Source organism: Romboutsia sp. 1001713B170131_170501_G6, from assembly GCF_015668195.1.
In the GTDB taxonomy this organism is placed as follows: domain Bacteria; phylum Bacillota; class Clostridia; order Peptostreptococcales; family Peptostreptococcaceae; genus Romboutsia_C.
Window position 1 is genome coordinate 125785 of record NZ_JADPFC010000001.1, and the last position, 22516, is coordinate 148300.

Annotated in this window: 20 protein-coding genes; 18 read left to right on the forward strand and 2 right to left on the reverse strand. The window is 28.0% G+C overall.

Annotated elements, in window-relative coordinates:
* Positions 1-37: 37 nt before the first annotated feature.
* From hemW to dnaJ, 5 genes are all read left to right on the forward strand, one after another.
* Positions 38-1180, forward strand: a complete 1143-nt coding sequence (gene hemW / locus I4U89_RS00620) for a radical SAM family heme chaperone HemW (protein ID WP_195937759.1) — start codon at positions 38-40, stop codon at positions 1178-1180.
* Positions 1181-1279: 99 nt separating this feature from the next.
* Complete coding sequence (gene hrcA / locus I4U89_RS00625) at positions 1280-2296, forward strand: heat-inducible transcriptional repressor HrcA (RefSeq protein WP_092927166.1); 1017 nt, start codon at positions 1280-1282, stop codon at positions 2294-2296.
* Positions 2297-2314: 18 nt separating this feature from the next.
* A complete protein-coding gene (gene grpE / locus I4U89_RS00630) occupies positions 2315-2872 on the forward strand; it encodes a nucleotide exchange factor GrpE (RefSeq protein ID WP_207744092.1) in 558 nt (185 codons plus the stop codon).
* A 155-nt stretch (positions 2873-3027) separates the two neighbouring features.
* Positions 3028-4866 (forward strand): molecular chaperone DnaK, encoded by a 1839-nt coding sequence (dnaK, locus tag I4U89_RS00635; protein WP_195937760.1) that lies wholly within the window; start codon positions 3028-3030, stop codon positions 4864-4866.
* 148 nt (positions 4867-5014) lie between these two features.
* The gene (gene dnaJ / locus I4U89_RS00640) at positions 5015-6169 is read left to right on the forward strand and encodes a molecular chaperone DnaJ (protein ID WP_195937761.1); all 1155 of its coding nucleotides are present in this window, start codon (positions 5015-5017) and stop codon (positions 6167-6169) included.
* A 126-nt stretch (positions 6170-6295) separates the two neighbouring features.
* Here dnaJ and I4U89_RS00645 read toward each other — a convergent pair whose 3' ends face one another.
* Both I4U89_RS00645 and I4U89_RS00650 read right to left on the reverse strand, forming a co-directional pair.
* Positions 6296-7483 carry an SAM-dependent methyltransferase gene (locus tag I4U89_RS00645; RefSeq protein ID WP_195937762.1) on the reverse strand — a complete coding sequence of 396 codons (1188 nt, stop codon included), beginning with the start codon at positions 7481-7483 and terminating at the stop codon, positions 6296-6298.
* 105 nt (positions 7484-7588) lie between these two features.
* Positions 7589-8131 carry a hypothetical protein gene (locus I4U89_RS00650; RefSeq protein ID WP_195937763.1) on the reverse strand — a complete coding sequence of 181 codons (543 nt, stop codon included), beginning with the start codon at positions 8129-8131 and terminating at the stop codon, positions 7589-7591.
* 248 nt (positions 8132-8379) lie between these two features.
* On the opposite strand from I4U89_RS00650, the gene I4U89_RS00655 reads away from it, so the two are divergent.
* From I4U89_RS00655 to I4U89_RS00715, 13 genes are all read left to right on the forward strand, one after another.
* The gene (locus tag I4U89_RS00655) at positions 8380-9318 is read left to right on the forward strand and encodes an ROK family protein (RefSeq protein WP_195937764.1); all 939 of its coding nucleotides are present in this window, start codon (positions 8380-8382) and stop codon (positions 9316-9318) included.
* Positions 9319-9622: 304 nt separating this feature from the next.
* The gene (locus tag I4U89_RS00660; RefSeq protein ID WP_195937765.1) at positions 9623-10312 is read left to right on the forward strand and encodes a response regulator transcription factor; all 690 of its coding nucleotides are present in this window, start codon (positions 9623-9625) and stop codon (positions 10310-10312) included.
* Positions 10312-11739, forward strand: a complete 1428-nt coding sequence (locus I4U89_RS00665) for a HAMP domain-containing sensor histidine kinase (RefSeq protein ID WP_195937766.1) — start codon at positions 10312-10314, stop codon at positions 11737-11739. The genes I4U89_RS00660 and I4U89_RS00665 overlap by 1 nt, the downstream gene beginning before the upstream one ends.
* Before the next feature lie 272 nt (positions 11740-12011).
* Complete coding sequence (gene cbiQ, locus I4U89_RS00670) at positions 12012-12740, forward strand: cobalt ECF transporter T component CbiQ (protein ID WP_195937767.1); 729 nt, start codon at positions 12012-12014, stop codon at positions 12738-12740.
* A 72-nt stretch (positions 12741-12812) separates the two neighbouring features.
* Positions 12813-13616, forward strand: coding sequence for an energy-coupling factor ABC transporter ATP-binding protein (locus I4U89_RS00675; protein ID WP_195937768.1), 804 nt, complete (start codon positions 12813-12815; stop codon positions 13614-13616).
* The gene (gene cbiM, locus I4U89_RS00680) at positions 13616-14275 is read left to right on the forward strand and encodes a cobalt transporter CbiM (RefSeq protein WP_195937769.1); all 660 of its coding nucleotides are present in this window, start codon (positions 13616-13618) and stop codon (positions 14273-14275) included. The genes I4U89_RS00675 and cbiM overlap by 1 nt, the downstream gene beginning before the upstream one ends.
* Positions 14276-14289: 14 nt before the next feature.
* Complete coding sequence (locus I4U89_RS00685; protein WP_195937770.1) at positions 14290-14805, forward strand: hypothetical protein; 516 nt, start codon at positions 14290-14292, stop codon at positions 14803-14805.
* 182 nt (positions 14806-14987) lie between these two features.
* Complete coding sequence (locus tag I4U89_RS00690; RefSeq protein WP_195937771.1) at positions 14988-15983, forward strand: ABC transporter substrate-binding protein; 996 nt, start codon at positions 14988-14990, stop codon at positions 15981-15983.
* Positions 15984-16144: 161 nt separating this feature from the next.
* A complete protein-coding gene (locus I4U89_RS00695; protein WP_195937772.1) occupies positions 16145-17158 on the forward strand; it encodes an ABC transporter substrate-binding protein in 1014 nt (337 codons plus the stop codon).
* Positions 17159-17167: 9 nt separating this feature from the next.
* Positions 17168-18259 carry a FecCD family ABC transporter permease gene (locus tag I4U89_RS00700; RefSeq protein ID WP_243279114.1) on the forward strand — a complete coding sequence of 364 codons (1092 nt, stop codon included), beginning with the start codon at positions 17168-17170 and terminating at the stop codon, positions 18257-18259.
* Positions 18259-19038 (forward strand): ABC transporter ATP-binding protein, encoded by a 780-nt coding sequence (locus tag I4U89_RS00705; RefSeq protein ID WP_195937773.1) that lies wholly within the window; start codon positions 18259-18261, stop codon positions 19036-19038. The genes I4U89_RS00700 and I4U89_RS00705 overlap by 1 nt, the downstream gene beginning before the upstream one ends.
* A 941-nt stretch (positions 19039-19979) precedes the next feature.
* Positions 19980-21041, forward strand: a complete 1062-nt coding sequence (locus I4U89_RS00710; RefSeq protein ID WP_195937774.1) for an SH3 domain-containing protein — start codon at positions 19980-19982, stop codon at positions 21039-21041.
* 530 nt (positions 21042-21571) lie between these two features.
* Entirely contained in the window at positions 21572-22270 is a 699-nt protein-coding gene (locus tag I4U89_RS00715; RefSeq protein ID WP_195937775.1) for a LytR/AlgR family response regulator transcription factor, read from the forward strand.
* Positions 22271-22516 lie beyond the last annotated feature (246 nt).

The window sequence follows — 22516 nt, forward strand, 5'->3', positions numbered from 1 at the left end:
TAATAATGTAATTAATATATGAACAGGAGAAAAGTAAATGTTAGGATTATATATACACATTCCATTTTGTGTGAGTAAATGCAACTACTGTGACTTTAATTCATACAAATTAGATGTAAACTTAAAGAAAAGATACATAAATGATTTAAAAAAAGAAATGGAATTTTATAAGAAAGATATAGAAAAAGAAGATTATGAAAAAGAAATATGTAGTATATTTTTAGGGGGAGGAACTCCAAGTATACTAACATCTAATGAAATTGAAGAAATATTTAATAATATTTATAAAAACTTCAATATAAAAGATAATGCTGAAGTCACTATGGAATGTAATCCAGGAACCTTAACAAGAGAAAAATTAGAGGTTATAAAAAAGTGTGGAGTAAATAGACTAAGCATAGGTCTTCAAGCAGTACAAAATAATAAATTAAAAGAAATAGGAAGAATTCATACATATGAAGAGTTTGAAAAAAATTATAAAGAAGCTTTAGATGTTGGTTTTGATAATATAAATGTAGATTTAATGTATGCACTTCCAAATCATAACATTGATGAATGGAAAGAGAGTTTAGAAAAAATTGTTTCATTAAATCCATCACACATATCAGCTTATTCACTTATATTAGAAGAAGGCACAAAATTATATTATATGTATGAAAACAATGAATTTGAACTTATAGATGAAGACACAGATATAAATATGTATAATCACACAATAAACTACCTAAAACAAAATGGCTACAATCAATATGAAATATCAAATTACTCAAAACCAGGTTTAGAGTGTAGACACAATATACTATATTGGAAGTGTTATCATTATATAGGGTTAGGTGCAGGGGCATCTGGATACCTAGGAAATAGTAGATATAATAATGTAGAAAATCTAGATGAGTATCATAATATGATAGATAAAAATGAAAAACCTATAAGTAATTTAGAAAATTTAAGTATAGAAGATAAGATACAAGAAAAAATATTTATGGGACTTAGAATGAATGAAGGGATATATTTTGAAGACTTTAAAAAAGAATTTAATATAGAATTTAAAAATAAATATAATAAGCAAATTAAGGATTTAAAAAATAAAGACTTAATAAAAGAAAGTAAAGTAGGTATTAAGCTTACTCAAAAGGGACGAGAAATATCAAATTCTGTATTTGTTGAATTTATAAATTAATTAGAAAGTGTTGACAAGAATAAAATAAAATGATATATAATATATATAATCTTTTTAGCACTCGAAAGTAGTGAGTGCTAACAGCGAGGAGTGAAGGTGATGGAATTAAATGAAAGAAAATTAAAGATCCTCAAAGCTATAGTTAAAGATTATATAGAAACAGCTGAAGCTGTAGGCTCACGAACGATATCAAAAAAACATGACTTAGGTGTAAGTGCTGCCACTATAAGGAATGAAATGGCTGACCTTGAAGAATTAGGATATTTAATCCAGCCACATACCTCGGCAGGTAGAGTTCCATCTGAGAAAGGATACAAGCTTTATGTAGATTCTCTTATGAGTCAAAGTGAACTTAGTGATGAAGAGAAAATTTTAATAGAAAGTTGTATAAATAAAAATGTTAATGATATAAGAGATTTAATTCATGAGACTTCTAAGCTATTATCAGAAATTACTAATTATACAACTGTAGCTGTTACTAAAAATTTAGTCAATCAAAGTGTTATAAAACACATACAGTTAGTTAGTATGAGTGATAACAACATTTTACTAATAGTTGTTACAGATAAAGGTGATATAAAAAATGTAAATTTAGCTACTAACACTCATTTAGATCAATCAAAATTAAACATAATTTCTGATAATCTAACTAGAAAATTATCAGGAAAAAGTATAGTTGATTTAGATGAAAAACTTATAGCATTTATAAAATATGAAATAAGTGAACATGCAGTGTTAATAGATGAATTAATAGATGCACTAAATTTTGATACCAATGATGATACATCAATTTCACTAAGTGGAGCAACTAATATATTTAATTATCCTGAATTTAATGACGTACTTAAGGCCAAGTCATTTTTACATATGCTAGAACATAAGGAAATGATATCTAGTATGGCCAAGTCAAAAGGCATACAGAAGGATAATGTTAATATAATCATTGGTAGTGATAATGATTTTGAGTTAGCGCAAGATTGTAGTATAGTTACAGCAACTTATAATATAAGTAGAGATCTAGTAGGGCGTATAAGCTTTATAGGACCTACAAGAATGGACTATGCTAAGATTTATACAATTGTTAATTATATGAGTTTGATTTTTAACAAAAAATAGATTAAGGGGTGTAACATATTGCAAGAAAATAATTTAGAAAATGAAAATGTAAAAGAAGAATTAGAAACTTCAAGTGAGATTGAAGAAACAACTGAAGAAGTTGTAGAAGACAATGTTACAGATATAAATGACAAATTAGAAGAAAACAAGTTAAGAGACGAATTAGAGGCTCTTAATGATAAGCATCAAAGACTTCAAGCAGAATATGCAAACTATAGAAGAAGAACAAATGAAGAAAAAGAAACTATAGGATTATTTGCAAATGAAAAAATACTAAACGATATAATACCTGTTATCGATAGTATGGAAAGAGCTTTAGAAGCTTGTGATGACAAAGAAGGAAGTATGTATCAAGGAATAGACCTAGTATATAAGCAACTTCAAGGAATACTTACAAAGTATGGAGTTGAAGCAATAGAAGCTGAGAATGCAGACTTTGATCCAAATTTACACTTAGCAGTAATGCAAGAAAGTGTTGATGGAGTTGAAGCAAATAAGGTCGTAATGGTACTTCAAAAAGGATATAAACTAGGAAATAAAGTATTAAGACCAAGTATGGTTAAAGTATCTTGCTAGTTTAGTATAAATATAGCAGTAAAGTTTAAGAATTTAGCTTAAAATATATCTTATTATCTAGTACAACTAGAAATCAGATATTTGAATATATAAAAAAATAACTAAATTCTATATAGAATAAAAATCATAAAAAATTATTTAGGAGGAATTTGGTCATGGGAAAAATAATAGGAATTGACTTAGGAACAACAAACTCTTGTGTAGCAGTATTAGAAGGTGGAGAACCACAAATAATAACTAATGCAGAAGGTATGAGAACTACTCCATCAGTAGTAGCATTTACTAAGGACGGAGACAGAATAGTAGGGGAACCTGCAAAAAGACAAGCTGTTACAAATGCAGATAGAACTATAATATCAATAAAAACTCACATGGGAACAGATTACAAAGTTAATATAGATGGTAAAGATTATACACCACAAGAAATATCAGCTATAATCTTACAAAAATTAAAAGCAGATGCAGAAAGCTACTTAGGGCAACCTGTAACTGAAGCTGTTATAACAGTTCCAGCATACTTCACAGATGCTCAAAGACAAGCAACAAAAGATGCAGGTAGAATAGCAGGACTTGATGTTAAGAGAATAATAAATGAGCCAACTGCTGCTGCACTTGCTTATGGTATGGATAAGTTAGACCAAGACAAAAAGATATTAGTATTTGACTTAGGTGGAGGAACATTTGACGTTTCAGTTCTTGAAATAGGAGATGGAACTTTCGAAGTTTTAGCTACTGCTGGTAATAACAGATTAGGTGGAGATGACTTTGACCAAGTATTAATAGACTATTTAGCTGAAGAATTCAAAAAAGCTGAAGGTGTAGATTTAAGAAACGATAACATGGCTCTTCAAAGATTAAAAGAAGCTGCTGAAAAGGCTAAAAAAGAGTTATCATCAACAATGACAACTAACGTAAACTTACCTTTCATAACAGCTACTGCTGAAGGTCCAAAACACTTAACTATGGATATATCAAGAGCTAAGTTTGATGAGTTAACTGCTCATTTAGTTGAAAAAACTATGGAACCAACAAGAAGAGCATTACAAGATGCAGGTCTTTCAACTTCTGATATAGATGATGTATTATTAGTTGGTGGTTCTACAAGAATACCAGCTGTTCAAGAAGCTGTTAAGAAATTCATAGGAAAAGAGCCACACAAAGGATTAAACCCAGATGAATGTGTTGCTGCAGGTGCTGCTATACAAGCAGGTGTATTATCTGGAGACGTTAATGATTTATTACTTCTAGATGTTACTCCATTATCATTAGGTATAGAAACTATGGGTAACGTAATGACTAAAATAATAGAAAGAAATACTACAATACCAACTAAGAAGTCACAAGTATTCTCAACTGCTGCTGATAACCAAACTGCTGTTGATATACACGTTCTTCAAGGTGAAAGAAGTATGTCATATGATAACACTACTTTAGGTAGATTCCAATTAACTGATATACCACCAGCTCCAAGAGGAATACCTCAAATAGAAGTTACTTTCGATATAGATGCTAACGGTATAGTTCACGTTACTGCTAAAGACTTAGGAACTGGAAAAGAGCAAAAAGTTACTATAACTTCTGGAACTAATTTAAGTGAAGAAGAAATAGAAAAGAAAGTTAAAGAAGCTGAAATGAATGCTGAAGCTGATAAGCAAAAGAAAGATAAAATAGAAGCATTAAACCAAGCTGATTCAACTATATACCAAACAGAAAAAACTTTAAATGAATTAGGTGACAAAGTAAGTGCTGAAGATAAGAGCGCTATAGAAGCTGCAATAGCTGAACTTAAGGCAGTTAAAGATAAAGAAGAGTCAACAGGTGAAGAAATAAGAAAAGCTATGGATGAAGTTATGAACAAATTCCATAAAGTTTCTGAAATGATGTATCAACAAGCACAAGCTGAGGCTCAAGCTCAAGGTGGCGAAGCTGGTCAAGGTGCTCAAGACGATAACGTTGTAGATGCTGACTTCACAGAAGTAAATGACGAAAAATAGGTTACGAAAATATATAGTTTAATATATAATAGAAAAGAGTATCTTTTCATAAGTATATAGTCATAGACTAATACTTAAAAATAATAATAGCTTGTAGTATGATATTCTACAAGCTATTGTTTTGTAATAATAAAGGTGGTGACAAATAATGAGTGCTAAGAGAGATTATTATGAGGTGCTTGGTGTAGACAAAAGTGCCGATGCTCAGGCCCTTAAAAAAGCATATAGAAAACTTGCTATGAAGTATCATCCAGATAGAAATCCTGGTGATAAAGAAGCAGAAGAAAAGTTCAAGGAAATAAATGAAGCATACGAAGTATTATCAGATGATAACAAAAGACAAATGTATGATCAATTCGGACATGATGGTGTAAATGGTCAAGGAGGATTTGGTGGCCAAGGAGGATTTGGTGGCCAAGGATTCGGTGGATTTGAAGATATATTTGGTGACATGTTTGGTGATATATTCGGAGGAGGATTTGGTGGCGGTAGAGCCAGAAGGAGAGGTCCAGAACGTGGAGCGGATATAAAGCAAAGTGTTAGTATAAGTTTTGAAGAAGCTGCATTTGGAAAAAAAGTATCTGTAAAGATAAATAGAAGTGAAGAGTGCGAAGAGTGCCATGGAAGTGGAGCTAAGCCAGGGACATCTAAGAAAACTTGTCCAACATGTAATGGTACTGGAGAAGTTAGAACTGTTCAAAGAACTCCATTTGGTAATATAGCATCAAGTAGACCTTGTAGTGCTTGTAATGGAGAGGGTGAAGTTATAGAATCACCATGTCCAAAGTGTCACGGTAAGGGATATAATAGAAAAGTTAAGACTATAGAAGTTGATATACCAGCAGGTATAGATGATGGACAAATGATAAAATTATCAGGTCAAGGTGAAGTTGGATCTAAAGGTGGACCAAGAGGAGATTTATATATAATAGTTAATGTTAAACCTCATCCATTATTCACAAGAGAAGGAACTGACATATACTTTGATATGCCAATAACATTTGTTCAAGCTGCATTAGGAGATGAAATAGAAGTTCCAACACTAGATGGAAAAGTTAAGTATACAATACCAGAAGGAACTCAAACTGGAACTGTATTTAGATTAAGAGAAAAAGGTATACCAAGACTTAGAGGTAACTCAAGAGGTGACCAATATGTTAAGGTTATAGTTGATACTCCTAAGAAGTTAAATGAAAAGCAAAAAGAAATACTAAGAGAATTTGCTAAAGAATGTGGAGAAGATGTTCACGAAAAGAAAAAGACTTTTGGTCAAAAGATAGAAGATATGTTTAAAAGAAAATAATTTATAAACAAGTAAATATAACAAAAAATAAAAGGGACATAGTTTAAGCTATGTCTCTTTTTTATTAAAAATGTACACATTTCATAATATAATTTAAAAAATTATAGAATAAAATTTACTCATTTTTTAATCTTTATAAATATATTCTCTTGTTAAGCTTATTTCATTATTAACACCTTTACTCATTAAGATTTGATGTAAGTCTATAACTCCATTATTAAAACAAGAAGCACAAGAAGAAAGGTATAAGTCCCACATTCTTACAAATTCTTCATCAAACATATCTTCAACAACATCTCTTTGCTTATCAAAGTTTTTATACCATTCAATTAAAGTTTTAGTATAATGTCTTCTTAAACTTTCAATATCTAATGTATAAAAATTATATTTAGGTAGTAAGTTTATAATTTCACGTAGTGAAGGAATAACTCCACCTGGGAATATGTATTTTCTAATCCAAGCATCACCAGGAGATTCAACTAAACCACTTATATAATGTAATAAGAATAATCCTTTAGGTTTTAATACACTATTTACATTCTTAAAGTATAAATCATAGTGTTCACGGCCAACATGTTCTAACATACCAACGCTTACAATTTTATCAAACATCATACCAGATGTTTCAAGATTTCTATAATCCATAAGCTTTACTTGTAAATAGTCTTGAAGTCCTTCCTCTATTATTCTTTCATTAAATCTTTTATATTGTTCCTCACTTAATGTAATACCAGTTCCTTTAATTTTATATTTTTTAGCAGCTTCTATAAGAAGATATCCCCAACCACATCCTATATCTAGTAAAGTTTCACCTTCTGATAGATCTAATTTTTTTAAAATATGATGTATTTTGTTCATTTGAGCTTGGTATAAAGTATCATTATCATTTTTGAAGTAAGCGCAAGAATAACTTAAAGTATCGTCTAGCCAAAGGCCATAGAAATCATTCCCTATATCATAGTGAGAACAAACCTCTAATTTTTGATTTTTTTCATTTCCTGCTTTATGGAATAGTTTTGATAATTTTGCAAAGTTAGTATGAAAATGTTCTTTTTGACAACTAAATAAAGAATCTAAGACTAGCAATAAATCACCATCAATATCAATATCTTTTTTCATGTACGCTTCTCCTAAGGCCAGCGATGTACTATTTAATAAATCTTTTTTACTAATTGGTTTATTAAAGTAAACCTTAAATTTAGGATCACCTTGTCCAATTAAAAATTGTTCTCCATCCCAAAGTTTTACCTCAAATGTACTTGAGTCAAGTTTTGAAAGAAATTCTTTTAAAAATATTTTGTCTATGCTGTTCATAATAATTTGTCACCTCAGTAAAACCATACCCATAAATTAACAAATGAAAACATAAAATTATAAAAAATAGGAATATATTTAAATACATTCCTATTTTTTATAATTTTATATAGATATTATTGCTAATGTTTGAAGCTGGGTAAATATACCCTGAGAAAGGTCTGAGATAGTTTTTTTATCCATATTCATATCCTTTAAAGCCAGGAATGTTATGAATGCATTTAATAAAACTTTCTCATAAATATAGAAGTATGTATATTTATCATTTAAATATTCTTTACTTCTTATAGAGTCATTTATAAGGTTAAGTTCATCAACTGTAGCATGAGTTACTGCCATAACAGTAGTTGAATCTATATTCGCATCTTTTACAGATTTAAATTTTTGAAGTGAGAAAGTATTTAAATCTATTAAAATTTTATGTATTTCTTTAGAACTTCTATCTTTTAATTCATCTTTAGTTTGTTTTAATAAAAGATTAGAGCGGTTTGTTATATCATCCATCTTTTCTTTATAAAATCCAAGTAGTGAATTTAATTTTTTATTGTCTTCTATTTCTTTATTATCATCTTTAAGTTGCAAATTTTTATACACGTCTGATACTTTTTGTATATCTTTAAATAACTTTAATGTCTCAAACCTTTCCATAATAAACCCCCTTAAGTTGTTATTATATATACTATATAGTATAAATCATTAGAAATATATAATAAAGAAAATGTTTTTCAGATTAAATTTTCAATTGAAAAGGAAGGTATTTTTAGAAAAAAATAAACAATTTAAATTTTAGTAAAAAAATTAATAATATAAGATAGAATTAAATTAAAGTAGCATTTATAATATAATTAAGTTAAAAAATTACCATGTTATGATTAGATTTACTAAGGAGGAGAAGCATGTATTTTGTAGGAGTAGATATTGGAGGAACAGGAATACAAGCAGGGATAGTTAATGAAAACGGTGAAATACTTTTTAGAAAAGAGTGTAAGACTAATTCTTCAAATGGATTTGAAAATGTTATGAATGATATAGAACATTTAGTAAGGGGATTACTAAAAGAAAATAATTTAGACATGAGAGATATAAAGTCTATAGGATTTGGTGTACCAGGTTTTATAAACAAACAAGGTATGGCGACTGCTGTAAACTTAGGCTGGGAAGATGTTAATTTTATAGAGTCTTTAAAAAATAGATTTAATGAAGTAGATGTGTATGCTGAAAACGATGCAACAGTTGCAGCATTGGCAGAAGCTAAATCAGGAAGTATGAAAGGAAAAAATTGTGCTGTCATGTATACACTAGGAACTGGTGTAGGTGGTGGAATAATAATAAATGGTAAAGCATTTTCAGGTGCACATGGTATGGGATCTGAACTAGGGCATGTTATAATAGGTGAAAATTACTTTGACTGTAATTGTGGAAATAACGGGTGCTTAGAAACTTTCTGCTCGGCAACAGCCATAATAAAGTATGCACAAAGGTTAATAAAAGAAGGAAGAGCAAGTATAATATTGGATATGGTAAATGGTAATTTAGAAGATATAAATGCTAAGATAGTATTTGATGCTTATAGAGAAAATGATGAAGTAGCAGTAGAAACTATAAATAGATTTAAACTTTACTTATCTAAGGCAATAGCTAATATAGTAAACACATTAGACCCAGATATAATATCATTAGGTGGAGGAGTGTCAAGGGCTAGTGATATTATACTTTCTGGATTAAAAGAATTAGTAAGAGAGCAGCTTGTATTCAAAAACAATGAATTTGCAGATATAGTATGTGCAAATTTAGGAGCCGATGCAGGTATAATAGGAGCAGCATTTTTAAGTTAAAAATAAATACAACTATCTAAAAATAAATCTTAAGAAAAAACATTCTTAAGATTTATTTTTATGTAAATTTTTAAAGTCAACACTTAGGACATAGTATTTCTTTTAATTTTTATTTAAAGTTAACATTACAATTAGGGATTAAATAAAGTGATTATACTTTTATTATAAAAATTAGATATTAACTAGAATATGATAAATCGTAATCTCTATTTTTAGTATTAAGCAAGAATATACAAATTATGACAAAAAGGTATTATATAATAAAAATATCATAAAGCATAAGATTACTAAGGGAGTGATTGTATTGAGTAAAAAACTTATTTTAATATGTGATGACCAAGAAACAATACATGAAACAATAGGTCAGTATCTAAAATCTGAGGGAATGGATTATATATCAGCATATGATGGATTAGATGGGGTAGAAAAAGCTAATAGGTATAATCCAGATTTAATACTATTAGATTTAATGATGCCTAAAATGTTTGGAACTGATGTATGTAAAGAAATAAGGAAAAACAGTAATGTACCTATAATAATGCTTACAGCAAAGGGGGAAACTGTAGATAGAATAATAGGTCTTGAAATAGGTGCAGATGATTATATTACAAAGCCATTTTCACCAAGAGAAGTAGTTACAAGAATAAAAACAGTGTTAAGAAGAAGTGGAAATAATGATATTTCAAAACATAAAAATGTAATAGTACAAGGAAATTTGAAGATTGATATAGAAAGTCATGAAGTTTATATAGATGGTAATTTAGTAAGTATAACACCAAAAGAAATGAAAACATTTTATATGTTGGCTTCTAATTCAGGAAAGACTTTAACTAGAGAATATATATTATCAGAAGTATGGGGATATGATTACTTTGGAGATACAAGAGTTGTAGATACTCAAATAAAAAGACTTAGAAAAAAAATTAGTCAATTTGAAGTTGATTGGGAAATAAAATCTATTTATGGTGTTGGATATAAGTTTGAGGTAATTTAATGAGTAAGTGTCTATTTAAGAAAATATATAAGACTATTGGACTATCAAGTATAGTATTTGCCTTTATTTCAATATTATTTTGTAGTGTTATAGTCAAGCAGTATTTTATAAAAATAGAAATGGAAGAAATTGAACAAAAGATAGATGAAACTATATATAGATATCATGGTGAAAATCATCAATTAGCTGAGCGATTAAAAATAGCACTAGGAAGTGGAATTATAATAAATGGATATGACTCTCTTGGTAAACAGGCATTTAGATATTATACTATAGATGAGTCAAAGCATAATATTGACTACGAAAAAGTTAATGAAACAATAGGTACCCAAATAAAACATATATTAGATGGAGAATCAATAAGAGGTATAACTAAAGTTGATGGAATAGATGGGAATTCAATTTTTGTAGCCAAACCTATAATTCAGGATGAAAAAGTATTTGGGGCTGTATTTGCTATAAAACCGCAAAGTGAGCTAAATAAAACCTTACTAAGTTTTTATACCATATTGATAGTTAGCTTAATATTACTTTTAATATCCACAGCTGTTCCTGTATATTTAGTAACAAAAAAAACATTAAAGCCTTTGAAAGATATAACAGATGCTACTATTAATATGTCTAAAGGAGATTTTTCAAAAAGAATAGATGAAAATGAAAGTAAAGATGATGAATTTGGAGAGCTAATAAAGGCATTTAACTATTTATCATATAAATTAGAACAAAATGATAAAGATATAAAATTGCTAGAAAAAATGCGAAGAGATTATGTAGCTAATATATCTCATGAATTAAAAACTCCGATAACATCTATTAGAGCGGTGGCAGAATCATTAAATGATGACATGATAGACTGGGTAGATAGAAAACGATATTATAGCATGATACTTAGAGAGTCAATAAGACTACAAGCCTTAATAAAAGATATGTTAGAATTATCAAGGCTTCAAAATCCTAATGAAGTAATTGAAAAACAATCACTTTGCATGGGATGTATAATAAAAGAAGTGAGGGAAAAATTTGAAGTAATAGCTGAAGATTTAGATATAAATTTTATAACTCCATCTGAAGAAGTTAAATATAATAAGGTATTTACAAATTATAACCGAGTAATACAGGTACTTGTAATACTATTAGATAATGCTTTTAAGTTTACAGATGAAGAAGGAACTGTTTCTGTAGAAATAGAAGAAGAAGATGAGTTTATTAAGGTAATAGTGTCAGATACAGGTTCTGGAATAGAAGATGAAGATTTATTATTTGTATTTGATAGATTTTATAAAGCAGATAAATCTAGAAAATCAGAAGGAACAGGAATTGGACTATCCATAGCAGCTGAGATAATGACTAGATTAGATGAAAAAATATATGTAGAGTCTGAACCAGGAGTTGGTTCTAGGTTTATATTTACACTACATTACAAGTAAAATAATAGTACTTTTATGGACAACTATAATGTTTTTAATATTCAAGGATGTGAATGTAATAAATTTGGCCATGATTTTTGTGGTGATACTACAATGGATTCTAGTTGTGATTGCAATTGTAACTAAAAAGGAGCTTATGCTCCTTTTTTATTACAAAAAAACTAAAAATTAAATGTTTACTAGAAATGACAGAAATTTGACACAAAAAAGACACAATTATATTTTAAAATTAAGAGGAAGAATCAATCAAAAGAGATGTTTAGGAGGAAGTTATGCAAAGTCAAATATACAAAAACTCTAAAGAAACATGGCTAGAAACTTGGGAACCAAAAACTAAGACTTTGACAGCTTTTATATGGTTAATGGGAATGCTATTTTTAGAAAATCCGATTATTGTAGGAATTATACTAATTAGTTTATTTGCAATATGTATATTATCTAATAAAAATATAAAACAAATATTTAATAGTTTAAAGATAGTTCTATCTTTTGTTATATTTTCAATGATTACATTAATATTTAGTAATGGACTAAATATTAGAGAGGAAGCTATTAATTTTGCTATGATTTTAGGGTTAAGAGTGTTAGCATCAACGATAATTATACTGATGCTAGTATCAACACAATCGTTCCAAACATACCTAAATAGCATGAACTCATTAAATTTACCACCAGTATTTATGACAACTTTGTTTTTAACAACAAGATATACAACACTTTTAATGAATGAATTTAAACATATAAAAAATGCACTTAAATCAAGGTTATTTAAATCAAAGGGAAACAAAAATACTATAAATACTTATGCAAACGTATGTGGTGGAATGATAGTCAAAGGAATAGACAGATCAGAAGCTGTGTATAAGGCAATGAAGTCAAGAGGATTTTGTGGGACTATGCCAGCAAATAATCCTAAACCTATAACAAAAAATGATTTAATAAAACTTTTATCATCAATTATTTTAATAATAATTATTGTTATGATAGATAGTAGTGTTTAAAACTACAGTAAAAAATATATAAGTGACCATAAATTATTAAAGATAATTTTGCTATATAAAATGGGGGATATTATGAATGCAATAGAGATTAACTCATTATCTTATAGATATCAAGATGGGACAAATGCACTTAATAACGTAAGTATAGATATAAAAAAAGGAAGTAAAGTTGCAATATTAGGTGCAAATGGAAGTGGTAAAAGCACATTATTACAACATTTAAATGGGCTTATAATGCCACAAGATGGAGAAATAAAGATATTAGGTAGAGTTATAAATAATTCAAATATAGATGAAATAAGAAGGTGGGTAGGGTTATTATTTGATAATCCAGACAATCAGTTATTTTCAACAACGGTATATAATGATATAGCTTTTGGGCCAACAAACTTAAGACTTTCGAAAGGTGAGGTTAAAAGAAGAGTTGATGAGGCAATAAGATTAGTAGATATAGAAAATTTAAGGCATAAATCTCCATGTAATTTAAGCTTAGGGCAGAAAAAGCGTGCAGCAATAGCAGGGTTACTTGCTATGGATCCTAAAATACTACTTATGGACGAGCCATTTTCGGGACTTGACCCAATATCACTAAATCAGTTCTTAAAAATACTAAAAAGTTTATCAGATGATGGATGTACTCAGTTAATAAGCACACATGATGTAGATATTGCATATTGGTGGGCTGATTATATAGTTATAATTCAAAAGGGTAATATAATAGCTAAAGGTAGCACAAAGCTATTAGAGGACAAAAAACTCATGGAAGAGTCAGGTTTAGTAAGACCTACTATTGCAGAAATTTTCGCCGATACTGGTATGTATCCAAAAACTGCAAAAGAAGGGAATAGAATTCTTATAAAAGAGGGGGGAATATAATGCATATTTCAGAAGGTGTATTAAATACACCTACAGTAGTTGTAACTACTATAGCTGCAGTAGGACTAATTGCATATTCTGCTAAGGGAGTAAAAAGTGAAGAAATACCTAAAATAGCACTTATGACAGGAGTATTTTTCACAGGTTCATTGATACATATACCTATAGGTCCTGCATCAATACACTTACTATTATCAGGAATTATAGGTATGATTTTAGGAAGACGGACGCCAATATCAATTTCATTAGCACTCATACTTCAATTATTTTTATTTCAATTTGGAGGACTTACAAGTTTTGGTGCAAATGTGTTAAATACATCTTTGCCAGCAATGCTTATGTTTTGGCTAGTAAGACCGCTTATAAGTGAAAAAAAAACAAGTCAATTTATATGTGGTGTATTAGCAGGTTCTATAGCAGTTGTAGGAACGGTACTAGGTGTAGGAATTAGTCTAGTTGAAAGTAATACTCAGTTTGGTATAGGCGCTTTTTCAACTATACATATGTTAGTTTATGGTCATATACCAATTATGATAATAGAAGGAATATTTACAGGATTTGTAGTTCAATTTATTGTAAGTGTAAGACCACAAATACTTGCAGTATTGCAAACTGATAAGGAAGAGGTAAAACCTCTAACTATAAATAACAATATATAATAAGGGGAGAAAAAATGAGAAGATCAAAGAAATTATTATTAGTACTTACAATGGCAGCAACATTTACACTAAGCACGATAGGTGTATTTGCACATGGTTTACACCATGAAAATGAGGGAACGGTATTTTCAGTTAAATATGACGATGGAACACCAACTAAAAATGCTGTAGTATTAGTATATGATGAAGCTGGGAATCAAATACATGAAGGAAAAACTGATGAAAATGGTTCATTTGAATATGGGGAAATAGATGGAGCAGCTAAATTACTTGTTAATGATGGAAATGGTCACCAAGCTGAATATGAGATGGAAACACCTGTAGTAGTAGCTGAAAAAACAGAAAAAGATAATAAAGAAGAAACACCAGCAGAAAAAGAAAAAACTGAAGAAGTTAAAGAAGACGTAGCAGAAGAAAAAGTTAAAGAAACTCAAGACAATTCAAAGATAATGACAGTTGTTATAGTATTGGTTGCATTAGGAGCGATAGCTGGAGTATTCTACGCTCGTAATAAGAAAGTTAATAAATAGTATATATAAAAAGATGAATCCAAAATTTTAGGGTTCATTTTTTTATATATAATTAATATTGATTAAATGAAATTATGTGTATAAATGTTATATATTAAACTATTTATTCATATTTCGACAAAAAAATAAAAAAACAAATGTTATAATTTATGGGATAATACAGTAAATACGGGGAGCAAATAATGAAAAGACTTAGAAAAAGTATAAGACTATTTTTAATCTCAATGTTAATCATGGGCTCTACAGGATGTAGTAATATAAATAAAACTCATAGTGAAGTAAAAAATCAGTCTGCAAGCTCACATTATCCGATAACTATAACTACATATAATCATTTAAAAGAACCAATAGAAATGACATTTCATAAGGAGCCAGAAAGGGTAGTTTCGATATATCAAAACTCTATAGAGACACTTTTAGCATTAGGATTAGAAGATAAGATTGTTTTAGGGGCAGGGCTTGACCATAGTATAAAAGATGAATATAAAGATAAGTTCAAGAAAATTAAATACATAAATGATTATGTACCAGATATAGAAGATATACTAAATGAAAATCCAGATTTTATATTATCTTGGTATTCAATATTTGATGAAGATAGAATTGGTAACGTAAACTATTGGAACGAAAAAGGTATAAATACATATATATCTTTAAACAGTGGTATAACTAAAAAAAGAACTGTTGAAAATGAAATAACAGATATAATAAATCTAGGCAAAATATTCAATGTTGAAGAAAAAGCAGAAAAAATAGTTAAAGAAATAAACAATGAAATAGAGAACACTTTAAAGGATATAAATCATACTAAAGAAGAAACAACTTTAATAATAGAATACATGGGTGAAGATATATATACTTATGGAAAAGAAACCCTAGGAGGTGACATGGTAACTAAGTTAGGAGGAAAATTATTGGAGTCTGAAAATAACACTATAACAGAAGAAGAGTTAGTAGAGTTAAATCCAGATTCAATTTTTGTTGTTTATATGGACAGAATGGATACTAATGTAGCATCACAAGAAGCTAATAAGATACTTAAATCTCATAAATTAAAAGAATTAGATGCTGTGAGAAATAATAGAGTAAACACAATAGCTTTAGGGGAAATGTATTGTAGTGGTATAAGAACGATAGATGGAATAAAAACCTTTGCAAAAGGTTTATATCCAAAATAAATTAAAAATTAGTAGAAAAAATTTGAACAAATATTAAAGTTATATAAAATATCCTAAAAATGACACAATAATGACATAATTTTTCGGAAATTTCGACAATAAAATAAAATAAATGTGTGATATAATATCGATAGTTAAACGACGAAATTTGGAGGAATAATATGAAAAAATTAAAAAAGAATATAGCTATAATATTAAGTTCTATAATGATATTAGGGTTAACAGGATGTAGTGGAACAAAAACTGAAAAAGCTGAAAGTGATGTACAATCATCAAGTAAAACAAATTCACATTATCCAGTTACTATAACAACTCATAATTATAAAAAAGAACCAATAGAAATAACTTTTGATAAAGAGCCAGAAAATGTTGTTGCTGTATATCAAAACTCAATAGAGACTATGTTAGCATTAGGATTAGAAGATAAAATAAAGTTAGCCGCAGGACTTGACCATGATGTTAAAGATGAATATAAAGAAGCTTTCTCTAAAGTAAATTATTCAGAACAATTTACACCAGATAAAGAAACTGTATTAATGGAACAACCAGATTTTATACTATCTTGGTACTCTATATTTGATGATAAGAGATTAGGTGATGTAGATTATTGGAATAAAAATAATATAAATACATACATGTCGTTAAATAGTGGAGCGGCTGAAGATAGAACTGTTGAAAATGAGATTACAGATATATTAAACCTAGGAAAAATATTTAATGTAGAAGATAAAGCAAAGAAAATAGCCGATGAAATAAATACTAAGATAGATGAAGTTTCTAAAAAGGTTAAAGGTAAAAAAGAGCAAACAACTTTAATAATAGAGTATATGGACGGCAAAATACATACTTATGGAGCAAAAAGTTTAGGTGGAGATATGGTAACTAGATTAGGTGGTAAGATATTAAACCCTGAAGGTGGAAGTATTGGAGAAGAAGATTTAATAAAATTAAATCCAGATTCAATATTTGTTGTTTATATGGATAGAGGTAATAAAGAGGTAGAACAAGAAGAGGTAAATAAAATACTTAAAAATCCTGCCCTTTCAAGTTTAAATGCAGTTAAAAATCATAGAGTAAATGCTATGCCTTTAGGAGATATGTATTGTAGTGGTATAAGAACAATAGATGGAATAAATGCATTTGCAAAAGGATTATATCCAGACTTAAATAAGTAGGAGTAGTTTATGGAGAACAAAATAAGTCTATCATCAAGTAAAAAAAATATTTTTAAAGAGACACCTATGTATATAGGTGTTTCTGTTGTACTATTAATATTATTATTTTTGTCAATAGGATTTGCTGTAACCATCGGTTCGGTAGATATAAGCATCAAAGAAGTTTACAGCATTATAATAAATAAAATATTTAATTTAAATCAAAATAAATCACTATCAAATGGTGCAATTCATGATGTAGTATGGCTTATAAGATTGCCAAGGATAGTTCTTGCTATTGCAGTTGGGATAGGTCTATCTGTAGTTGGAATAGTTATGCAAGCTATAGTGAAAAATCCATTAGCAGATCCATATATACTAGGAGTATCATCGGGAGCATCATTAGGCGCAACGCTAGCTATAATGTTAGGAGTTGGAAGTGTATTTGGCGGAAATTATATTGGAATAGCTGGGTTTATAGGAGCATTTCTTGTATCTATATTAGTCTTGATTATATCCAATATAGGAGGAAGAGCAAACTCTGTAAAATTATTATTAGCAGGTATGGCACTTAGTTCTGTATGTAGTGCATTTTCTAGTTTTATAGTTTATATTTCGGATGATGCACAAGGTGTACAAAAGATAACTTTTTGGCTTATGGGAAGTCTAGCTGGTGCAAAATGGGAACAAATAGTATTTATACTTCCTTCTATATTATTGGGGGCAATATTTTTTGCTACTCAATCTAGAATTTTAAACTTAATGTTACTTGGAGATGAAGTTGCAGTTACATTAGGAACTGACCTTCATAAATATAGACATTTATATCTCATTATAACATCTTTTATGATAGGATTATTAGTCTATTCATCTGGTATGATAGGATTTGTAGGTCTTATTGTACCTCATATAGTTAGAATGATATTTGGGACAGATCATAAAAAGTTAATTCCAGTAGCTTCTATATTAGGTGCAATATTTTTGATATGGGCAGATGTATTATCCAGAAGTATAATAAAAGGAACGGAAATACCTATAGGAATTCTTATATCTATTATAGGCTCACCTTGTTTTGTTTGGATGATGATTAGAAAGACTTACGGTTTTGGAGGTAAAAGTTAATGCATATAAAAACAGAAGGTGTAAAACTAAGTATAGGTAACAATAACATATTAAAAGGAATAGATATAAATATTGAAAATAAAGAATTTGTTGGGATAATAGGTCCAAATGGGAGTGGAAAATCTACTCTCTTAAAATGTATTTACAGAAATCTAAAGCCATCTAGTGGAGTTATTATGTTAGGTGATGAAGATCTATCTACTATACCTATTAAGGAGAGCGCTAAGAAATTAGCTGTATTATCTCAACATAATTATTATGATTTTGATTTTAATGTGTATGATATTGTTCTTATGGGAAGATCACCTCATAAAAAGATAATGGAGAGAGATTCTAAAGAGGACTTTGAGATAGTTGATGCTGCTTTAGAAAAAGTAGGTATGACAGATTTTAAGGAAAGAAGTTTTAATACTTTGTCAGGAGGAGAACAACAGAGGGTAATATTAGCAAGAGCACTTGCTCAACAAACAGATTGTTTAGTATTAGATGAACCTACAAATCATTTAGATATCAAGCATCAATTACAATTAATGAGTATTGTAAAAGGATTAAATATAGAAGTGATAGCTGCAATACATGATTTAAATATTGCATTAATGTATTGTGATAAAATATATGTTTTAAAGGATGGAGAAATTATAGCATATGGGACTCCTAGCGAGGTTATGACTAAAGAACTTATAAAAGATGTCTACGAGGTTGATGCTATAATCAATAAAGATGAAAATGGTAAACTAATAAGTATTTCTTATAAGACATACAAAGAGACAAATAAATAATATTTAAGAAAAATAGTGGTTTTAATATGATTTAAAACTGCTATTTTTATATTTTAGATATATTATTTAACTGTGTCATAATATTCTAAATATTCATTATTTATAGTTTGTTTAAACTTTAATAAGAACTTAGTAGAATTAAATTATAAGCCTTGTATTAAATATAAAAAATAAATATATTTTACAGGTTTCATTTTAAATAGAAGAAAAAATTGAAAAAAATAATAAAAAATAAGGCGAATAACTTGAAATAACTAGGTTTTATAAATTAATTTACATTGATATCTATAAACTTATTTTAGTATTAAATATTAGTATAAATTAACATATAAAGTAACACTAATATAAGACTTTAAAGCATATAATATAGTCAATTTTTTATCAAATATTTTATTATTAGATAACTTTATACATGAAGATTTTTTATAAATTATTAAGAGTAAATGACTATCAACCAATAATAGTAAAAGCTAAATAAATAAAAGTTATAGTTTAATTTGATTATAAATTTGGTATCTAAATTTATTGTTTATTAATTGATTTTATATATGAATATGAGAATAAAAAATAAAGCTAATATTGTAACTATTTTTTACTAATTATCAGTAAAAATAATAGTTAGTAAGTATGATTAAAATAGCTATTTAGGCAAAAATTTATGCTTAAATAGCTATTTTTTTAAAAAAATTTTTAAAAATTTTTTAGTAAAATCTAATGTTTAAGAAACGTTGGAACTTCAATAGATTAAGACTGTTACAATTTGTAACTAATTTGTTACCCTTTTTTAATTTTTACCTAAAATGGTGTTTACAAATCCTAAAAAGTGTATTAAGATTAATAACAAGTTAAGAAAAGTTACAAAAAGGTAACAAACAAAAGAATATGAATTAAAAAATATGAGATAGTTAATAATATATAATTTTACTTATTAGGAGGTTTTTATGAGTTTGAAAAAGAGAATGAATAAATCAACAATATTGGCATTAGGATTAGTAATAGGTGGGATGTACGCATCAGCGGGGAATATATATGCAGATAATAAAGTAGAAGTAAATTCAGATAAAAAACAAGAAATGAAAACAGAAAACAATGAGATAGTAGTTGCAGATATATTAAATATAAGAAAAGGACCATCTGAAGATGAAGAAAAAATAGGAGCTTTAAAAGAAGGTTCTGTTGTAGAAGTATTAGAAACTAAAGATGGATGGGATAAGATAAAACTTTCTGATGAAAAAGAAGGTTGGGTAAGTGGTGAATTTACAGTTAAAGAAAAAGCTAAGGTAAATGTAGATGAATTAAATTTAAGAAAAGGACCATCTATAGATGAAGAAAAATTAGAAACATTAAAGAGTAATACTGTTGTTGAAGTGTTAAAAACAGTAGAGATTAAAGATGAAAAACAAGATACAAAAGAAGTATGGCACCAAGTTAAGTTAGTAGAAGATGAAGCTAAAAAATCAGAAAAAGAAGCTTCAAATGATGATAAAAAAGAAGAAAAAACTGGTTGGGTTTCTGCTGAATATGTATTAACAGAATCTCAAGAAAGAAAGCAAAAAGAAGAAGAGGCTAAAAGACAGCAAGAGTTAGCTCAAATGCAACAATTAGAAAGAGTAGAAAAAGTAAATAATGTAGTATCAAATGCTACATCAAATAATCAAAAGACTTCAGAAAGTAAATCAAATGTAGTTGAGAAAAAAGAGCCAGTTAAGGAAGAGAAAGCTACATCAAACACTAAAGGGCGTAAACTTACTGTAAATGCAAGTGCTTATTCAGGGCATAGCATAACAGCTACAGGAACTACTCCTAAGTGGGGAACAATAGCAGTAGATCCATCTGTTATACCTTATGGAACTAAAGTTTATATACCTATGTTTGACAAAGTATTCGTTGCAGAAGACTGTGGTGGAGCTATAAAAGGTAATAAGATAGATATATTCATGGGTAGTGAGCAACAATGTACAAACTTTGGTAGACAAAATATAGAAATACAAATACTGGGATAAATATAAATTGAAAAAGCCAAGATTAAATTAATTTAATCTTGGCTTTTATATATATAAAACTTTATTAAGTAATTATATAGACCAAAATATGATAAATCTATTATAGAATGAAAAATAAGGAGGTATCATATGGATTATCCAATATTTTTAAGTTCTAACGCATTTTAATATTTAGTAGATACATTTAATATAATACCTATAAGTACTCAGATAATTATTTAGTAACATGTGTAGGTATTCTTAAATAATAGAAATATAATAGATGATTAAACTTAAACAAAAGTCTTCTTTTAAAATATTAATAAAGAAGACTTTTATTTTTATTTAGAAAGGTTATATTAGTTATTTATTTTATAAATTAATGCAAAAATGCATATTCTACTAATTATATTTTAGATAAAAGTAGTTTATAAATTAAAAATATAGTAATATAAAGATGACAATATTTTTTTACATATAAAGATTTTAATTTTATAAATCTCTATTGATATTTATTTTAATTTAAATATAGAAACATAGGGGGAGTAAATATGAGTTTGACGTTAGCCATTTGTGATGATGATGTATTAAATATAGAAGTATTAGAAAAGCATATAGATAAAATCTTGAAAGATGAGAGTATAGAATATAATTTGTTTAAATACTTTTGTAAAGAAGAATTATTAAATGACTATCCTGAAAATTTAGATATATTATTTTTAGATATTAAAATTAAAGGAATAAGTAGCATTGATATTGCCAGAAAAATAAGGGAAATTGATACGAATGTAGAGGTAATGTTTACTACGCCAGCAGACTATATTTTTGAAGCAAGGGCTTTTAGATGTTTAGCTAAGCCTTTGAAGTATGAGGAAATAAGACTTCAACTTAGAAAATCTATAAAAGAATATTTAGAAAAACATAGCATAATATCTATACAGTCTAGGAAAAAAACTTTAGTATTGCCAATTAGAGATATACTTTATGCTGAGGTTAGGAGAAAAGAAGTTACAATATATACTGAAGAAAAAACTTATACTATCGAGACTAGTATGAAAAGATTAGAAGGAAAGGTTTTAGATTATAATTTTTACAGATGTCATCATAGTTATTTGGTAAATTTAAAGAAAATCCAAGAGCTAAGAGAAAAATCTATAATTATAAGAGGATTTGAAATACCAATAAGTAGGTCTAAGAATAAAGAACTTAAGATAAGATTAGATAACTTATCAGGAGCTTGTTCATGCTAAAAAGCATTTAGTGATCATGTCTATAGGTGAATCTATTATGAATATATAAATCTAAATTATATTTTAAAATTGCTATTTACATAAAATTATTTAACATGAAAAGGAAATAAATTGATTTTGACATTGATTAGGATTATCATATATTTGGTGAGATTTATATGTAAATAACATTGAGATGATAAAAATTTTGAATTAAACAAATAATTATGTGCATAGAGTTAGGGAAATAAGTTTTTAATAATACAT